Source organism: Bacillus pacificus, assembly GCF_020861345.1.
GTDB classification, from domain to species: Bacteria; Bacillota; Bacilli; order Bacillales; family Bacillaceae_G; genus Bacillus_A; species Bacillus_A pacificus.
The window spans coordinates 1-16,760 of the sequence record NZ_CP086329.1 but is presented as its reverse complement, the minus strand read 5'-3'; the positions used below and the strand labels follow the sequence as shown (position 1 = coordinate 16,760).

The 16,760-nt window shown below is 32.3% G+C and carries 15 protein-coding genes and 1 pseudogene; 10 read left to right on the top strand and 6 right to left on the bottom strand.

Translation table 11 applies throughout. The features are described 5' to 3' along the window. Window positions 1-144 precede the first annotated feature (144 nt). The gene (locus LMD38_RS27105; RefSeq protein ID WP_000588952.1) at window positions 145-396 is read right to left on the bottom strand and encodes a YolD-like family protein; all 252 of its coding nucleotides are present in this window, start codon (window positions 394-396) and stop codon (window positions 145-147) included. Window positions 397-658: 262 nt separating this feature from the next. On the opposite strand from LMD38_RS27105, the gene LMD38_RS27100 reads away from it, so the two are divergent. The 3 genes from LMD38_RS27100 to LMD38_RS27090 are packed head-to-tail and all read left to right on the top strand — an operon-like array spanning window position 659 to window position 4,267. Continuing rightward, window positions 659-1,777, top strand: coding sequence for a tyrosine-type recombinase/integrase (locus tag LMD38_RS27100; protein WP_001265876.1), 1,119 nt, complete (start codon window positions 659-661; stop codon window positions 1,775-1,777). A gap of 11 nt (window positions 1,778-1,788) precedes the next feature. Beyond that, on the top strand, window positions 1,789-3,894 hold the full coding sequence (locus LMD38_RS27095) for a tyrosine-type recombinase/integrase (protein ID WP_000823956.1): 2,106 nt from the start codon (window positions 1,789-1,791) through the stop codon (window positions 3,892-3,894). Further along, window positions 3,887-4,267 carry a DUF6262 family protein gene (locus LMD38_RS27090; RefSeq protein WP_000179341.1) on the top strand — a complete coding sequence of 127 codons (381 nt, stop codon included), beginning with the start codon at window positions 3,887-3,889 and terminating at the stop codon, window positions 4,265-4,267. The genes LMD38_RS27095 and LMD38_RS27090 overlap by 8 nt, the downstream gene beginning before the upstream one ends. A 317-nt stretch (window positions 4,268-4,584) precedes the next feature. Here LMD38_RS27090 and LMD38_RS27085 read toward each other — a convergent pair whose 3' ends face one another. Together LMD38_RS27085 and LMD38_RS27080 are read right to left on the bottom strand one after the other, a co-directional pair. Next, window positions 4,585-5,460 (bottom strand): dihydrodipicolinate synthase family protein, encoded by an 876-nt coding sequence (locus tag LMD38_RS27085; RefSeq protein WP_000795224.1) that lies wholly within the window; start codon window positions 5,458-5,460, stop codon window positions 4,585-4,587. 128 nt (window positions 5,461-5,588) lie between these two features. Beyond that, on the bottom strand, window positions 5,589-6,200 hold the full coding sequence (locus LMD38_RS27080) for an FMN-binding negative transcriptional regulator (protein WP_000275816.1): 612 nt from the start codon (window positions 6,198-6,200) through the stop codon (window positions 5,589-5,591). 105 nt (window positions 6,201-6,305) lie between these two features. Between LMD38_RS27080 and pdxR the strand changes: the two genes are divergently transcribed. Beyond that, complete coding sequence (pdxR, locus tag LMD38_RS27075; RefSeq protein WP_000789405.1) at window positions 6,306-7,688, top strand: MocR-like pyridoxine biosynthesis transcription factor PdxR; 1,383 nt, start codon at window positions 6,306-6,308, stop codon at window positions 7,686-7,688. 92 nt (window positions 7,689-7,780) lie between these two features. On the opposite strand, the gene LMD38_RS27070 is transcribed toward pdxR, so the two are convergent. Beyond that, window positions 7,781-8,425 (bottom strand): YczE/YyaS/YitT family protein, encoded by a 645-nt coding sequence (locus LMD38_RS27070; RefSeq protein ID WP_016099827.1) that lies wholly within the window; start codon window positions 8,423-8,425, stop codon window positions 7,781-7,783. A 114-nt stretch (window positions 8,426-8,539) separates the two neighbouring features. Between LMD38_RS27070 and LMD38_RS27065 the strand changes: the two genes are divergently transcribed. Together LMD38_RS27065 and LMD38_RS27060 are read left to right on the top strand one after the other, a co-directional pair. Continuing rightward, on the top strand, window positions 8,540-8,992 hold the full coding sequence (locus LMD38_RS27065; RefSeq protein ID WP_000658979.1) for a MarR family winged helix-turn-helix transcriptional regulator: 453 nt from the start codon (window positions 8,540-8,542) through the stop codon (window positions 8,990-8,992). Between the two features lie 25 nt (window positions 8,993-9,017). Next, entirely contained in the window at window positions 9,018-9,536 is a 519-nt protein-coding gene (locus LMD38_RS27060; RefSeq protein WP_000154467.1) for a spermidine/spermine N(1)-acetyltransferase, read from the top strand. Window positions 9,537-9,713: 177 nt separating this feature from the next. Here LMD38_RS27060 and LMD38_RS27055 read toward each other — a convergent pair whose 3' ends face one another. Beyond that, complete coding sequence (locus tag LMD38_RS27055; protein ID WP_001174224.1) at window positions 9,714-10,352, bottom strand: HD domain-containing protein; 639 nt, start codon at window positions 10,350-10,352, stop codon at window positions 9,714-9,716. 642 nt (window positions 10,353-10,994) lie between these two features. Here LMD38_RS27055 and LMD38_RS27050 point away from each other — a divergent pair. The 4 genes from LMD38_RS27050 (at window position 10,995) to asnB (ending at window position 15,624) form a co-directional block, all read left to right on the top strand. Continuing rightward, window positions 10,995-11,906, top strand: coding sequence for a pyridoxamine 5'-phosphate oxidase family protein (locus LMD38_RS27050; protein WP_000382294.1), 912 nt, complete (start codon window positions 10,995-10,997; stop codon window positions 11,904-11,906). Between the two features lie 17 nt (window positions 11,907-11,923). After that, window positions 11,924-12,244 (top strand): iron-sulfur cluster biosynthesis family protein, encoded by a 321-nt coding sequence (locus tag LMD38_RS27045; protein WP_001166855.1) that lies wholly within the window; start codon window positions 11,924-11,926, stop codon window positions 12,242-12,244. Window positions 12,245-12,482: 238 nt separating this feature from the next. Further along, window positions 12,483-13,430, top strand: a complete 948-nt coding sequence (locus LMD38_RS27040) for a LysR family transcriptional regulator (RefSeq protein ID WP_000423355.1) — start codon at window positions 12,483-12,485, stop codon at window positions 13,428-13,430. Window positions 13,431-13,725: 295 nt separating this feature from the next. After that, window positions 13,726-15,624, top strand: coding sequence for an asparagine synthase (glutamine-hydrolyzing) (asnB, locus tag LMD38_RS27035; RefSeq protein WP_000334699.1), 1,899 nt, complete (start codon window positions 13,726-13,728; stop codon window positions 15,622-15,624). Window positions 15,625-15,845: 221 nt separating this feature from the next. Here the strand turns inward: asnB and LMD38_RS27030 are convergent. Beyond that, window positions 15,846-16,760 (bottom strand): annotated as a pseudogene (locus tag LMD38_RS27030) (DinB/UmuC family translesion DNA polymerase); the annotation flags it as partial.

Below are 16,760 nucleotides of genomic sequence, written 5' to 3'. Positions count from 1 at the left end.
ATCTTTCATATCCTTTTCATTTTATCACATTAATTCTTATTTTTTATTCATAAATTTAAATATAAAGATAAAAAACTACAATTCAATCTGAAAAACGAACGTATTTTCATAAAAATAATCCAAGCATGAGTATAGTAATTCATTCTATTTTACATCTATTACATTAACGAATTGCAATTTCATCTTGTTATAAAAAGCATCTGTACATACAACAGCGCTATTTGACGGGTCAATATCAACAACGGTCATATAACTAGAGAGCAAATAACCGTCCTCATAATATGTAATCATTATTTCCTCTTCTGATACTAATGAACATAAGAGCATATTTTCAATTCGTTCTTTTTCTTCAGGTGTTAAAATCGGACGAGTAACTTTGTTTTGTTCCTTAATCATTTCACGTATCCCATCAAATTGAGATGTTAATGCGGCAAACGGTTAAATATACTACAATAAAAAGAGAATATTATGTTCAATATGTGAGCTTAGTATTCTTTTTTTGTTACATTATATAATCGTTAACTGTACGCTAATAATCTAGTATATTATGTTTATAATGTGATGGAATTTTATTCTTTATAGTGGGAGGACAATTTCTATAGGAGTGGTGGTGGAAAAACAATCGTTAGTTTTAGTATGAATCTAGGGGAGGAATTCTATGCGAGTACAAGAGGTTATCCTAGAGGAAAGTATAAAATACATGTTAGTAGATGAAAGAGGGATTCCGATTGTTCCCGTTGTAAAATATCTCAAATATTTGGATAGCACAGGTAAAAGTAGGAATACTCAAAAGACATACTGTTATGCGCTGAAACAATACTTTGTATATTTGAGAGAAACTGAAAAAGATTACAAAGAAATAAAATTAGAACATCTAGCAGATTTTGTTGGATGGTTGCGTCATCCGTATACTAGTTTAAATGTAATGTCTTTTTCACCTGTAAAATCTAAAAAGGCTGAAAAAACAGTTAATTTAACAATCACTGCTGTCACAAATTTTTATGATTATTTATACCGTAACGAAGAATTGTCTAAGGACATGAATGAAAAACTAATGCGCCAGATTTATACAGGTGGAAAAACACGCTATAAGAGTTTTTTACATCATATTAATAAGAATAAGCCTTCTATCCGAAATGTTTTGAAAGTAAAAGAGCCTCGTAAAAAGATTCAAGTTCTCACAAAAGAGCAAGTGCAACAAACTCTCACAGCTACTACAAATATACGAGATGCTTTCCTTATTCAACTTCTGTTTGAAACAGGATTGCGTATTGGAGAAGCCCTCTCTCTATTCCTGGAAGACTTTATATTTGACCACAGAAAAGGACATCGGATTCGCTTGATGGATCGAGGAGAATTGGAGAATGGTGCAAAGCTCAAAACAGGAGAACGAGAGATATTTGTATCGCAACACCTAATGAATTTGTATGATGATTATCTGTATGAAATTATGGATGAACTGGATATTAAAACAAACTTTGTCTTTGTTAAGCTACGTGGGAGAAATGTGGGTAGACCTATGAATTATAGTGATGTAGAATCTCTCTTCAAACGCTTGCGAAAGAAAACAAAAATTAACATCCACCCCCATCTGCTCCGACATACCCATGCGACTATATACTATCAGGAAACAAAAGACATCAAACAAGTACAAGAGAGATTGGGACATGCCCAAATTCAAACAACAATGAATTTGTATCTCCACCCTTCGGATGAAGACATCCGTAAGGATTGGGAAAAAGCGCAAGATGCATTCAAAATTGATGAAAAAAGCTGAAGGTGGTAAACATGAAGCGAAAACAGCAAACAAATATAGGAGAAGTCAATTTTCATGAACGATTAAAATATGAACTCTCTAGTTATATGGAAAAAACAATTCAACCTGATGGATTTGTTACCACTAAACATGTGAAAGAAGCTTATTTTTTAATTAATGACAGTTGGAACATTGAATTCTTAGAAAGAATCCCTCAATTTCGGAGAATGGCGGATAACTACAAAGGAAAACGACGAAATGTGTATTTTCGAATAAATAGTCCAACTGTTAACCTTGAAATAAAATATGTGTGGTATCAAAAATTATTTAAAGAACATTGGGCACTAAGCAGTAGTTTTGATGGGAATGCCGCATTATTAAACAAATTATCTCTTTTTCTTAACACAAAATACCCCCATCTTTTCTCTTTATTTGATTTAGATATGGATAAGGTTGAACGAGAATGGTGGTTTTGGTTAAAACAGCAAGGAATTCCAATAACAAAGACATCAAAGACCACAGTATTCGATGGATATACACATAAATCCCCCGCAGCAACTTATTTTCGTATCATCTATTCCAACTTCTTGGTGTTAGCAGATTCTCGTGATGAATGGGAGAAAGACCGTTGGGATGTACGGATATTACACACAAAGTATGGGATATACTACAGCAAAAGTTTAACTGCGCATTACCTCGATTTTACTAAAATAGAACCGTTGAAAATTAGAGAGAGTACAAAAAAGTATATTAAACAACGTTTAATGGGACGAAGCGATCTTTCGTTTGCGACATCAAGATTTTACCTAAGGACTTTGAATAAATTTTTTGCTTTCATATTTTCATTGGAACCAACTTGGAATGATTTGAAAAATCTCAAAAGACCTCATATGGAACAATACATTCAATGGTTGCATGAATACACCAAAAATAAAGGTATTGACCCTTCAGAAAGATATATATCAGAAGAGTTGAAATGTATAAATAAGTTTTTGGGAGATGTTCAAAAATACGAATATGGCATTGCGCCAAATAAAGATGTACGATTATTGATTTTCCCAGGGGACAAACCTAAAGTGAAAAAAAAGCCCTTTGGGCAAATTGATTACATTCCTGATTTTGTACTGGAACAATTATTTGCTCACCTTAAAGACCTACCTGAAGACATTATACCAGTGGTATGGGTAGCTTTTAAAACAGGACTTCGTATTTCAGATGTGTTAGAACTCACAACAGATTGTCTTGTACAATTGAATGGTAAATATTCCATTGTAACTGATATTGAAAAAACACAAGTGCAAGGACATAGAATTCCAATTGATGAGGATCTCGCGAAAATTCTTTCGGTTTTAATTTCATATTCCAAAGAAAATAGTACGCAAGATAATAATCCAGGAGGATATATTTTTGTGAGGTATCAGGGGACACGAAAAGGTAAGCCATATACTCAAGGTTGGATTCGAAGTCATTTGAATGAACTAGCAAAAAAGAAACATATTGTAGATGAAGATGGTAATATATTTCGTTTTAAAACTCATCAATTTCGTCATACATATGCTGTGAAATTATTGAATGGCGGTGCAGATATTCTAACAGTACAAGAATTATTAGCCCATGCTTCTCCTGAGATGACTTTACGGTATGCCAAACTATTGGATGAAACTAAGCGAAAAGCATTCGAATCTGTTATTAATCAAGGGGTTTTCAGCTTTGATTTGAACGGTGAGGTACAAAAGATTAATGTAGGTGAAGATATTCCTGATGATATATTACAAGCACTCTGGCAAGAGCATAAATTAAATGCAATGGATAATCCTTACGGAACATGTCATGCACGACTGAAAGGAGATTGCCCACATATGGAAGCTCCACCTTGTTTGACATGTAATAGTGGTAGTCCTTGCAAAGATTTAGCGATTGGATTTTCAGAGCTGGATATCGAAAAATATGAGTTGCACATAAAAACAACAACGAGGGCTGTAGAAGTAGCTAAACAGCATAATCGTGAGGATATGGTTGAGAAACATGTACAGAATTTAAACAGATATCAAGGCATTTTAAATAATATTAGAGAAGGTAATATTATTTTTGGTCGGCAAAATCGTATAAAAAGAAAGTATGGTGTGAAACATGGCTAGTTATGATCGTATAGAACAGCTAAAAGCAATTCATGCATCCAGAAAGGCAGTCACCTCTAAAAAAGTTGATGAAGCAATCCAAAGGCTCGTACGAGCCAATCAGAACATCAATTTTAATAGTGTAGCAAGCGAAGCCAGGATCGCTAAAGCCACACTGTACAACAATCAGAAGTTGCGTAAACGTATTGAAACCCTGCGTCAACAGCAAGCACACTCCTCTACCTCAAAACAGATAAAACATGAGATGAGTGACAGCAATAAAGATGTAATTATTGAATCGTTGAAACGAAGAATCAAGAAAATTGAGGAAGAAAACAAGCAATTACGGAATCAACTAAAAGTGGCATATGCAAACGTATATAAACAGATATAAATGGATATAAGCAAATAAGAAGATGGAATTTATCGTACACACTTAAAATTTGTGGGAATAAACACCATCAATATACCCGCGCTAATGCTCAAAATATTAACGGTATTTTATTGATATTTTGAGCATTCCTTTCATTCAAATACCTACTTAGATGCAATCAAGACTGAATCCTTCATGGCGTAGCACCAACAAATTGCAGATTTCTTACGCTAAGCGAATTTGAACATAAAAAGTCTAATTTCCGTAAAGGATTAGCCCTTTTTATGTTCAAATTCAATTAACTATTTCCTATCTTCATTTCATAAGAATAAGCTACTTCAAAATGATTGAAAAAAATTATCGATAATTTTCTTTTCCGCTATACTTAATGTTGAAAGGGGTTCTCGGCAAATTCCAACCTGTATATTACGCTTTTCTAATAGGTATTTAATTGTGCGAAGTGTTCCCATTTCTATAATCGAATGCATATAGGGCAAGAGTTTTGAAAATTGGTTTAGCCCTTTTTCCTCGTCACCAGCTTGTAAGTTTTTAATAATATTATGTATCTCTTCAGGAAAAATATTCCCCAAAATACTAGTAATACCGTTATATCCAAGTTCAGCATCCTCAAATATATTTGTATCAGATCCTGATAATACAATGAATTCCGGTCCTAATTTCTTTTTCACAATTGGTACACTGCTCACATCACCAGCTTCTTTAAATGCTACGATTTGAGGGAATTTTCCAACTAATTTTATTAATGTTTCAACATGTAAATCAAACCCGGTTCGTGGAGGGTTATTATAAATCATGATTGGTAAATGGGTTACTGAACAAATCTTTGAGACATAGTTAAATGCTTCTTGCTGATTAATTCGTAAATATGGCGGAAACCCTAACATAATACCATCTAGTCCTACTTTTTCTGCGGTAATTGCTAATGCTATCGCATCGTTGGTTTGAACAGCTGCAACTCCTCCATATATAATCAAATCATTTTTTGCTTCTTTTTTTACTTTGTGAAATAAAGCCATACGTTCCTCAACGGTCATAGAGTGTTGTTCACCAGTGGTACCACTAATCAATAATGCAGGAACTTTGTGCTTTTTATAGTAATCAACTAATGATGGTATTCCTTCTAAATACAGATCACCATTAGTAGAAAATGGTGTGACCATTGCTACACTAAAAGAGATAAAAGGGTTTTTCATTTTTCTAATTCCTTCCCAATTATATTTCGATTTTAGAGAACTATCTTTATAAATCACTCTACAATTGCATCATATAAATGAATGATGTATACGTGAGCAGAAGTTGAGTATAGTACTCTTTTGAGACTTTAAACTTTCTTTTTCATTACTTTTGCCATTCTTTGAGAATCAAAATCCTTTTCTTCTTGTAATTTATTAATGATGTTAAGATAATCTTTTTCATTGCGATTCTGACTTAATTTATATGCAGCTTGAATTTCTTGCACTTTAATTTTAAATCCAACAATGCCTTTTAATTCTTGCTCTAATAACTGAGGCGAAAGATTGTCCCATAAAACTGGATTCTTACGGTGTTTTTCGTATTTCTGTAGTAACATTGTAAGATCTTGTTTTAACTCTTCTTCCTTCAAAATAGTGGCTTTACCATATACATGTACAGCTTGATAGTTCCATGTTGGTACATTTTCTTGTTCATACCAGGAAGAAGAGATATAAGCATGTGGTCCTTGGTATATAACTAATACATCTTCACTAATTTCGAATGTTCTCCATTGAGTGTTCCCATAAGCCATGTGTCCCGTTATATAGTAATTATCATCTTCTTTATTTAACTGTAATGGTAAATGAGTAGCAATTGGTTTACCTTGTTTTATTGTTACAATTGTTCCAAATGGATTCATTTGAATAAATTCTCGAATTTCATCGATATCTTTGACTTTAAAGTATTTAGGAATATACATAATCAGCCTCCTCCTCAATTAACTTGATTTGTAATACATAGTATTATATAAATAGACATGTCAAAAGGTACAATTTTAAACAAATAAACATGTCAGGGGTTGCAAATGAAAAATATCATTTTTTCTCTAAATAATGACTCTCCTAAATACAAACAAATCTATGAAGAGTTTAAACATTTGATTGAACGAAGAGATATACTTCCTAATGAACAGTTACCCTCCATTCGTCAACTCGCAGATTCTCTTCAAGTAAGTCGTAATACGACATTAACAGCTTATGAACAACTTGTAGCTGAAGGATATATTTGTGGGGAAGGAAGGAAAGGCTATTTCGTAAATGAGTTAGAGCCCCCCTTATTCGAAGAAAAGTTAAACCCTTTTACTAAAAAACAAAAAGAATCAGTAACACCTCTTCTTATTGATTTCCGAGCAGGTGCCGTAGATCAAACACATTTTCCTTTGAAAATTTGGAGGAGGATTGCCAATCAAGTATTAACATTACAAGATAGTTTTAAATATGGGTCACCTTTTGGTGAAGTATGTTTACGTAAACAAATTTCCACATATCTACTTCAATCCCGTGGGGTGAAAGCAGATGAAGATGCGATTATTATCGGCAGTAGTACCCAACAAATGCTTATTAACCTAGGACATATTCTGAAGAATGATTTTTCAAGTGTTATAGTAGAGGATCCGGGTTATGATGGCGCTAGGAAAGCTTTTCAATTTCATCATTTTAGGATTAAAACTTTACCAGTTTATGAAACAGGTGCTGATTTTTCACAATTAGATCAAACGAACTCAAGAGTAATTTATGTAACACCTTCTCATCACAGCCCATATGGAGTAAGTATGTCTATCCAACAACGTCAAATGCTAATTCATTGGGCTAACAAGATGAAAGGGTATATTATTGAAGACGATTACGATAGTGAATTTCGCTATACGCAACAGCCATTTCCAGCCCTAACTTCAATTGATTCATCAAGAGTCATTTATTTAGGAAACTTCTCAAAATCGTTTCTTCCGGGAATTCGTTTGAGTTATATGGTGTTGCCCCAGACACTTATAAATGATTATAAGGATCAATTTCTTCATTTTGAGAGTACCACTTCAATTTTTAGTCAGCTCACAATGGCTAAATTTATGGAAGAAGGAGAATGGAATCGTCATATTAAACGTATGCGTCTAGTTTATAAACGAAAAATGCAACACCTAGTGTCCGTATTAAAGGAGCAATTCAATCAAAATATTTTCATCATTGGTGAAAAATCTGGTTTGTTTGTATTAGTAAAGGTATATCTAAACCGTTCAGAAAAATGGCTAATAAAACAAGCTTCATATTATGGTGTTCAAGTTTACCCTACTTCGCGTTATTTTGTTAAAAATACAACTGACAGCCCAATCATTAAACTTGGTTTTGGAAATCTTTCTTTCGAAGAAATTCAAATCGGTGTGGAGCTGTTAAAAAAAGCATGGATGGCGTAAAAGAGTATAAAAAGGGAAGTTTGAATTTAGGTTAAGTAAAATTGGAAATGTTGTGAAGGAATATACTTAAAATAATAGGAATAAAAAGCATTCTATATTGAATGCTTTTTATTCCTATTATCATTTGATGAAGGACTAGGTTTTATTATTAAGGGGTCTAATAATTTTTTAGTAAATGGCATAAAGTAATTAAGGATTAGTCCACCTAAACAAACGGTGATCACAGTACCAACACCAATTGGTCCATGTAAAAATATTGCCATTATCAAGAATACGAGATAAATGAGCGTTCTTGATAAAAATATATTCGTTCTAGTTAATTCTTGTACGATTAACGTTAAGCGATCAATAGGAATCGGTGCAAAATTTGTGTGTAAATATGTTGCAGTTCCTAATCCTGTAATAACTAAGCCGATTCCAAAACAAATCATTTTACTGTACCATATTTCAGGTGTAATTAAATGACGTAATAAAAATAACCACATATCAATACCAATACCTGTTATGAATGCTGTTAACAACCCCATAACTTCTGGTCGTTGTCTTTTTAAACATGAATTGCAGCATATCAATAATAAAGCTATTATTATTTCCCAACTCCCCACAGTAAGCCCCACATTTAAAGACAGTCCTACCAAGAGTGCATCAAAGGGTGAAGTTCCAAGGTCTGATTGTATAGTGAAAGAAATACCAAGGGTTAATATTAAAATTCCTAATACATAGAACACATATTTCATTTTAATCAACCTCTTTACCGTTATTTTTGTTGCAATTACAATAAAAAAGATGTATATTTAATGTAACCTTAAAATGTTGCATTTGCAATAAAAACATACGATAAGGAGTTAGCTATGAAGGAAATTCTCCGTGAAATTGGAATGATAGCAAGGGCATTAGATTCTATAAGTAATATAGAATTTAAAGAATATGAACTTACAAAAGGGCAGTATTTGTACCTTGTACGAATATGTGAAAACCCAGGAATTATTCAAGAAAAGTTATCTGAGATGATAAAAGTGGATAGAACAACAGCAGCTCGTGCTATCAAAAAACTCGAAATAAATGGATTTATTGAAAAAAAGGATGATGAATATAACAAAAAAATAAAAAAACTCTTTCCAACGGAGAAAGGAAAAAATATTTATCCTTTTATAAAGAGAGAAAATGATTATTCCAATACCGTTGCATTAGAAGGGTTTTCTGAAAAAGAAGTGGATACCATTTTCAATTTTCTTCAAAAAATAAGAAAAAATATAGAAAAAGATTGGGAATTTGTAAAAAAGGGAAACAAGAGAAATTATTGATTGTATAAAGGAGTGACATATTTAAATGACTATAAACATAAAAAAGGGTACCCTTGAGGATTTATATACACTTCAAGAAATTAGCTATGAAACATTTAATGAGACATTTAAGGATCAGAATTCACCTCAAAATATGAGTGCTTATTTGGAAAAAGCATTTAACTTAAAACAATTGGAAAAAGAATTATCGAATGTCGCTTCGCAATTCTTTTTTGTTTATTTTAATAATGAAGTTGCTGGATATTTAAAGGTAAATACTAATGATGCACAGTCTGAAGAAATGGGCGATGAATCACTTGAAATCGAAAGAATTTATATAAAAGGTGAGTTTCAAAAACATGGGCTTGGTAAATATCTTCTAAATAAATCTATAGAAATTGCAATGGAACATAATAAAAAGAAAATTTGGTTAGGTGTATGGGAAAAGAATGAAAATGCTATTGCCTTTTATAAGAAAATGGGTTTTGTCCAAACTGGAGTTCACTCTTTTTATATGGGTGATGAAGAACAATTTGACTTTATAATGATCAAAACGCTTATATAAATTTATGTACGTCATTATGAGATAGCTATTCTTTATGTTTTTTAATTAATTTAAGTTTTTGATTATTAAACAAAAATTAGTTAGTTGGTCTCTCTAATTTCTTGCAAATTATTAGATGTTATTTGCTTAAAAAAGCTTGCCATTTTCATTAATGGCAAGCTTTTTTTATCTCTATGGCTATTCTTTCCAAGGTGAATGTAATACGCAATCGCAGAAATTTTTGCGTTTAAAGCCTGGAAGAAGCAATGAGCAAACATCTGCTTTAATGTTCCCAAAAGTAGTTTCAGGTTTATGAGCGAAACCTTCAAGGAAAGCAGGAAGGATTTTTTGTTTGAAATTATCTCGAGGGAAAGCAGATACAACTTGTTCACGAATTTCCTCTGGAATTTCATTATATCCATCGCCCATAACATCGTATCCTACTCCAGAATAAATTAATGAAACTTGAGGTTCTTTATATTCAGCAATTCCAATTGTTGTGTGAAGTGCAATTGCATCCCAAACCAACCTAATTGACTCATTATCCATACCATGTTGTTGAAGAAAACTACGTGCAGCATTTGCACCATCTACCTCAAAACGCTTATCTGGACTACTGAATTTCTTTGTAAGGCCAAGATCGTGGAAGAGGGCGCTAACATATAATAACTCTTCGTCATACTTAAGCCCAGCTTTTTTACCTTGAAGAGCACCAAATAAGTAAACACGATTCGAATGATTCCATAGTAAGTCATTACCATATTCACGAAGTATTTCTTGCGCCTCTACTGCTATCTTACTATCCGGAATTACTATACCTGCAACTGTTTTTTGCATGAAAATGTCCTCCTATAAAGAAATGATATTTTTAAATCTTATTGCTAGCTCATGAGCTTAAATTAATTATATAAAGCCTCCATTATTTATCAATGCAATGATTTCTATATAATCAATAGAACTTATCTATGATTAATTGTTCCTTTTGTAGTTTTAGATAAATTTTTGAAATTATATATTTATAGGGACATAAAGGGAATAGTTTAAAAAAATATCGATAACGAAGTTGTTATTGTAGTACTGGCTATGAAAAGATATAAATAATGACAATGGTCTACTTAAAGTGTGTTTCACAAGTAACAGTCTCAGTAATAATTAGCTCTATATCTTTTTTATATATTGAAGAATACAGCATAAATGATAGTTATATCTATGCAATATGAAATTTTATTCAATAACATGAATTTACGTGCAGATTTTTAAGTTCTAATTTAACGATAGATAACACCTATGATAATTATAGAAACGATAGAATTGATAAAAGGAAATGTCAGAGTTAGAATGAAGGTGCTTTACAAGATAGCAAAAAAACAAAAGCAAGTAACCTTGCTAGAAAAAGTTTCCGTAGGAGGCGAAATAATAGTGTTTTGTAGAGCAGCCATTAGTATGAGTCCTATTGATAAGTAAATTGGAGAGATGTATATGGATGTTTTTCATTCTGGGGAACGTGCTGTACACAATAGGCTTGGTGTACAGCAAATAGCGAATACTGCTAGTACAATGATTCAGCCAATAATGACAAAAAAATTTATGGCGTTTCTAAATGGACAAAACTCATTCATGATATCTTCTATGGATGAACAAGGGAGAGTGTGGAGTTCATTTTTAGCAGGAAAAGAAGGAATTATTCAAGCAGTAGATTGCGATGCAATTAAAATAAATGTTGGTATAAATGAAGGTGATCCATTATTCACAAATATTCTTCACAATAAAGAAGTTGGAATCATCGTAATTGACTTTGCTTCCAGGATAAGAATTCGTATAAATGGTTCGGTTGTAAACAAATTTTCGGATGGAAGTTTTGAAGTTAAAACTGAACAAGTATTTGGGAATTGCCCTAAATACATTCAGGCGAGAAATTTCACTTATAACGAAACAGTTGTTGGTGAGACTAAGCGATTTAATAAGCAGTATGCTTTAAATGAAAAACAGCAAGAACTGATTAGTCAAGCTGATACTTTCATTATTGCGAGTTCCAGTTCAGATGGGAAAATGGATATTTCCCATCGAGGTGGGATGCCAGGGTTTATTCACATTATAAGCGAACAAAAAATAGTATTTCCTGATTACTCAGGTAATATGCTATTCAATACGCTCGGAAACATTATTGAAAATCCTAATGTAGGGCTATTGTTCTTTGATTTTTCTACTGGTGATACATTACAACTAACTGGGAAAGCAAGTATTATTTGGGATATTGACGAAAGTAGTATTTCTCAATTTCCCGGATCCCAGCGATTAATTCAATTTCAATTAGTTGAAGCCATTCAAACAATGAATTGTAACACAAATCAGTGGGAGTTCGTAACATATTCATCTTTTAATCCAAAATAGACAAGGTGGGAAATAATATGCAAATTCAAATTACTGTTACAGAAGCTGCTATGAAACAATTCGAAAATTTAGAGACTAAATATCCAAATCACCTTCGATTCCTTCAATATGAAATGGGAGGATGTGGACTTCCATTAGATGGAGTTCTGAGAGTTAAACTTATTAAATCAAGTATTGGCTATGAAGAAATGCAAACAAACTGGAAACCATTATATATAAACAAAGCATCTTTAGCTTTTGTTGACGACAGTATAACGATCGATTTCTTTGAAGGATTTCAGATTAAAAGTTCTAATCAAACTTATAGTCATAATATACCTTTAGAAGTTGAAGAATAAGTATTACGATTTACAAATAAAGTGAACTAAGTATAGAATGAGCGGTCTATTTTCTATAGTAGACTATATAATCTTTTCTTAAAGTATGTATACCATAACATAAATAAGGAACGTAATTTTTCCTAATACATTTTATTAGGAGAAATTACGTTTTTTATAAATGAACGAAATGATAAAGTATAGGGAGAATTAAAGGGTTTTGAGAAATTAATTAACTAAGTAAGGAGATTATTGTTATATGGAATTAAGACAATTAGAGTATTTTATAACACTTTGTAAGGAACTGCATTTTACACGAGCGGCTGATAAATTAGGTATTACACAACCTACATTAAGTCATCAAATTAAAGCTCTCGAGGATGAAATAGGTATGCCGTTATTTGATCGATTAGGAAAGAAAATTGCTATAACAGATGTGGGATACATTTTAGCAAAGGAATGTAAAACTATTTTCAATGCACTTGATAATGTAAAAGAAGAAATCAGTGAATTAAAGGAGATAAAAGGAGGTAAAATTGCAATTGCCACTTTACCTGGCGAACTAACAAACTTAGTCTCCACTTTAATTTTAGATTTTCATAAAAATTATCCAGAAGTAATAGTGAAAATTATAAGTTCAGATGAAATACTAGAATTAATAAATCAGAATCAAGTTAATTTTGCTGTTACCATTGATTCTTCTGATTACGTATTCGAAGAAGAAAAAATTATAAAAATACCATTGTACACTGATGAGCTATTTTTAGTGTTATCAAAAAACCATTCATTAGTTAATGAAAAAGAAATACAGTTCTCCGAATTAAATAAATTACCATTAATTTTGTTCCCAGATAATCATGAATGCAGAAAGTTATTGGACTATACATGCATAGCACGGAAAATAAATATGTATCCAATTATTGAGACCTCTAGTATCGAATCATTATTCGATTTTGTTAGAAGTGATTTTGGAGTAACAGTTGTATCTAAAACTCTATTGGATATTACGGAAGATAACGATTTATCAGCTATTCCAATAGTAAATCCGAGTGTTAGTAGGGAGGTTAACCTTATCTTGCGTAGAGATAAATTTATTGGGTTCGGCACTAGAAATTTTATCGAATTGCTTACAAATGAAATTATAAAATTGGGATTTCCTATTTCTGAACAAAGTAAAGAACAGATTAGAAAATTAATTAAAGAATAATAAAAATTGAAATAACCAGTAGAAAAATTATAGACCATATCTATGGTAGTGATAGAAAAATCGGCATTGCCCTATACTATTATAGATTTATAATTTAAATAAGCTTTAAATTATTTAGACTTATCAATACTAATTTTTTTTAGCTAAATTTATTAGAATTTCTATTTGAGATAAATATTAATTTATAAGCACTAAATGTATGCTACGCCTTAAATAAAGAATGTAATTTTCTTTCTTGAAGTTGATCATAATATTGAAATTTTAAGGAATAGATAAATAGAAAGTAGGTAAAAAAATGTGTGGTTATGTGGGTTGCCTGTATAATACTGCAAAAAGTTATTCGAAAACAGAGAAAATACAATTTGAAAATATGACAAATCTGCTATACCATCGCGGTCCGGATGATCAAGGATATTTCCGTGACGAACATGTCCAATTTGGGTTTAGACGCTTAAGCATTATTGATTTGGATGCTGGACATCAACCGCTAACATATGAAAATGAACGTTATATACTTATGTTCAATGGTGAAATTTATAATTATATAGAATTACGTGAAATGTTAATTAAACAGGGGGCAAATTTTTCAACTCAGTCAGATACGGAAGTTATTGTTGCATTATATGCTCATGTAAAAGAAGAATGTGTAAAACATCTTCGTGGAATGTATACTTTTGTTATTTGGGACCGTCAAGAGAAAAGATTATTTGGCGCGCGTGATCATTTTGGTATTAAACCGCTTTATATTGCAGAACAGGATGATACGACTTTCTTTGCATCTGAAAAGAAAAGTATCTTACATATAATGCAGGATAAAGAGGTAAATCCAACTTCCCTGCAACATTATTTTACGTACCAATATGGACCAGAACCGGAAACATTAACAAATGATATCAACAAAATTGAACCTGGTCATTATTTCATAAAAGAAATTGGAAAAGAGATAGAGATTCATTGCTACTGGAAACCATATTTCAATGCTGTAGATACCCCAAAAGAGCAACACATTCAAGCAATTCGCGATGTATTATATGATTCAGTAAAAGTACATATGCGCAGTGATGTTCCAGTAGGTGCATTCTTATCTGGCGGAATTGACTCGTCTATTATTGCTTCCATTGCAAAAGAAATAAATCCAAATCTCTTAACATTCTCTGTTGGTTTTGAGCACCGTGGATTTAGTGAAATAGATGTAGCGAAAGAAACTGCTGAGAAATTAGATTTAAAAAACTATAGTGTATTGGTAAAACCACAAGAATTTATGGATGAATTCCCAAAAATCATGTGGCATATGGATGACCCATTAGCAGATCCAGCAGCAGTGCCATTATACTTTGTTGCAAAAGAAGCGCGTAAACATGTAACAGTTGTTCTTTCTGGTGAAGGTTCAGATGAGCTATTTGGAGGATATAATATTTACCGTGAGCCAAACTCTTTAAAAATGTTCTCATACATCCCAACCCCAGGTAAAACGGTTTTAAAAGCTTTAAGTGGAGCGCTTAAAGAAGGTTTTAAGGGAAAGAGTTTTCTAGAGCGTGGATGTACACCAATTGAAGAACGTTACTATGGTAATGCAAAGATCTTCCGTGAAAAAGAGAAAATGAAGTTAATGCAATCTTACAGTGAAAGTGTTAACTATAAGGATGTAACCAAACCATTATATAATGAAATTAAGGATTATGATGATGTAAGTAAAATGCAATACATTGATATGTACACATGGTTACGTGGAGATATTTTATTAAAAGCGGATAAAATGTCTACAGCTCACTCATTAGAATTACGTGTTCCATTTCTAGATAAAGAAGTCTTTGATGTCGCTTCTAAAATCCCAACAGAATTCAAAATTGCCAATAGAACTACAAAGGCCATTTTACGTGAAGCTGTACGCGGTATTGTTCCCGATCATGTACTAGATCGTAAGAAACTTGGTTTTCCAGTACCAATCCGTCATTGGTTAAAAGATGAAATGCATGACTGGGCTCTAAACATTATTAAAGAAAGTAAAACCGAACATTTAATTGATAAAGAATATGTATTAAACTTACTGGAGGCACATTGTACAGATAAAGCTGACTATAGCCGTAAAATTTGGACAGTACTAGCATTTATGGTATGGCATCAAGTTTATATAGAACATAAATACGATACGAAATTATTTTGTGAAGAGTGTCGAGAGTATAATTTAGTTTAAAACTAAAGGCTCATCAATTTAAGAATTATATAACACCTTAAAACAAAAATTGTCCATTTCCACTTGGAAATGGACAATTTTTTCGTTTTTAAAGCTTCTAACATATTAGTCATATACAATATGTTAGAAGCTTGATATTTTAAATGTTTTTTGAATTTAGGTCTTGATAACGAATGGAGTCCATTTGACCATTTTTCTTCCTTTTGGCATATTAGCATTGTTCACGATTTGTGGCCCCCTATTAGTGTGTTTCTGTATCTAGCTGTGGCGCTATGCGTGTAGGAAATCCCCCGCAAAATACTGTTCTTCCCAAACCTTGTGCGTATTTCATCCATTACTTTTGTTAGTTTTACTTCTTTTTCTCGTTGCGTGACATTATCGAAAAGAGAAATTTGTTCCTCCCCTTCTTGCATTAGATTCGTTAAAGAGATGTTTATGCTGCGGATAGGTTCTCCAGTATATTGTTCATGTAAAAAGTATGTACAAATCTTATAAATATCCATTGTTAAGTTAGTCGGACGACTTAAAGTATGTGTTTTTCTAATACCACCGTTATAACTCTTGCTATAACCAACAGAAAAATGAACGGTTTGAGCAAGTTTGTTTTGTCTTCTAAGGCGATAACAAACTTCTTCAATGTGTTCCAGTAGTACAATCGGAAACTCTTCTATCGTATAGTCACGCATTAGAATTTGGCTTTTCCCAATAGAAGTTGTAGCAGGAATGTATTTTTCCGAAATACGGCTGAAGTCAATCCCGTTGCTATGTAGGTGCAATTCCTCTCCGATCTTGCCAAAACTATGTTTTAAATATTTAAGAGGATAGTTCGCTAAATCTCCGATAGAATGTATTCCTTTTCGATTCAGCTTTTCTTCTGTTTTGTACGAAATACCCCAAAACTTATTAAGTGGCCGTATACTCCATAATTTAGTTGGGACATCTTCATACTTCCAATGAGCAATTCCTTCTTTGTTCTTCTTTGCTTCAATATCTAAAGCAACCTTACTCATTAAAGGGTTCGGACCAATTCCGATCGTACATTCAATGCGTGTATGTTCATATATTTCACGTTTGAATTTCAAAGCGAATTCGTATGGGTCGTTAGCAAATAAATGAATGCTATCGGTAATATCCAT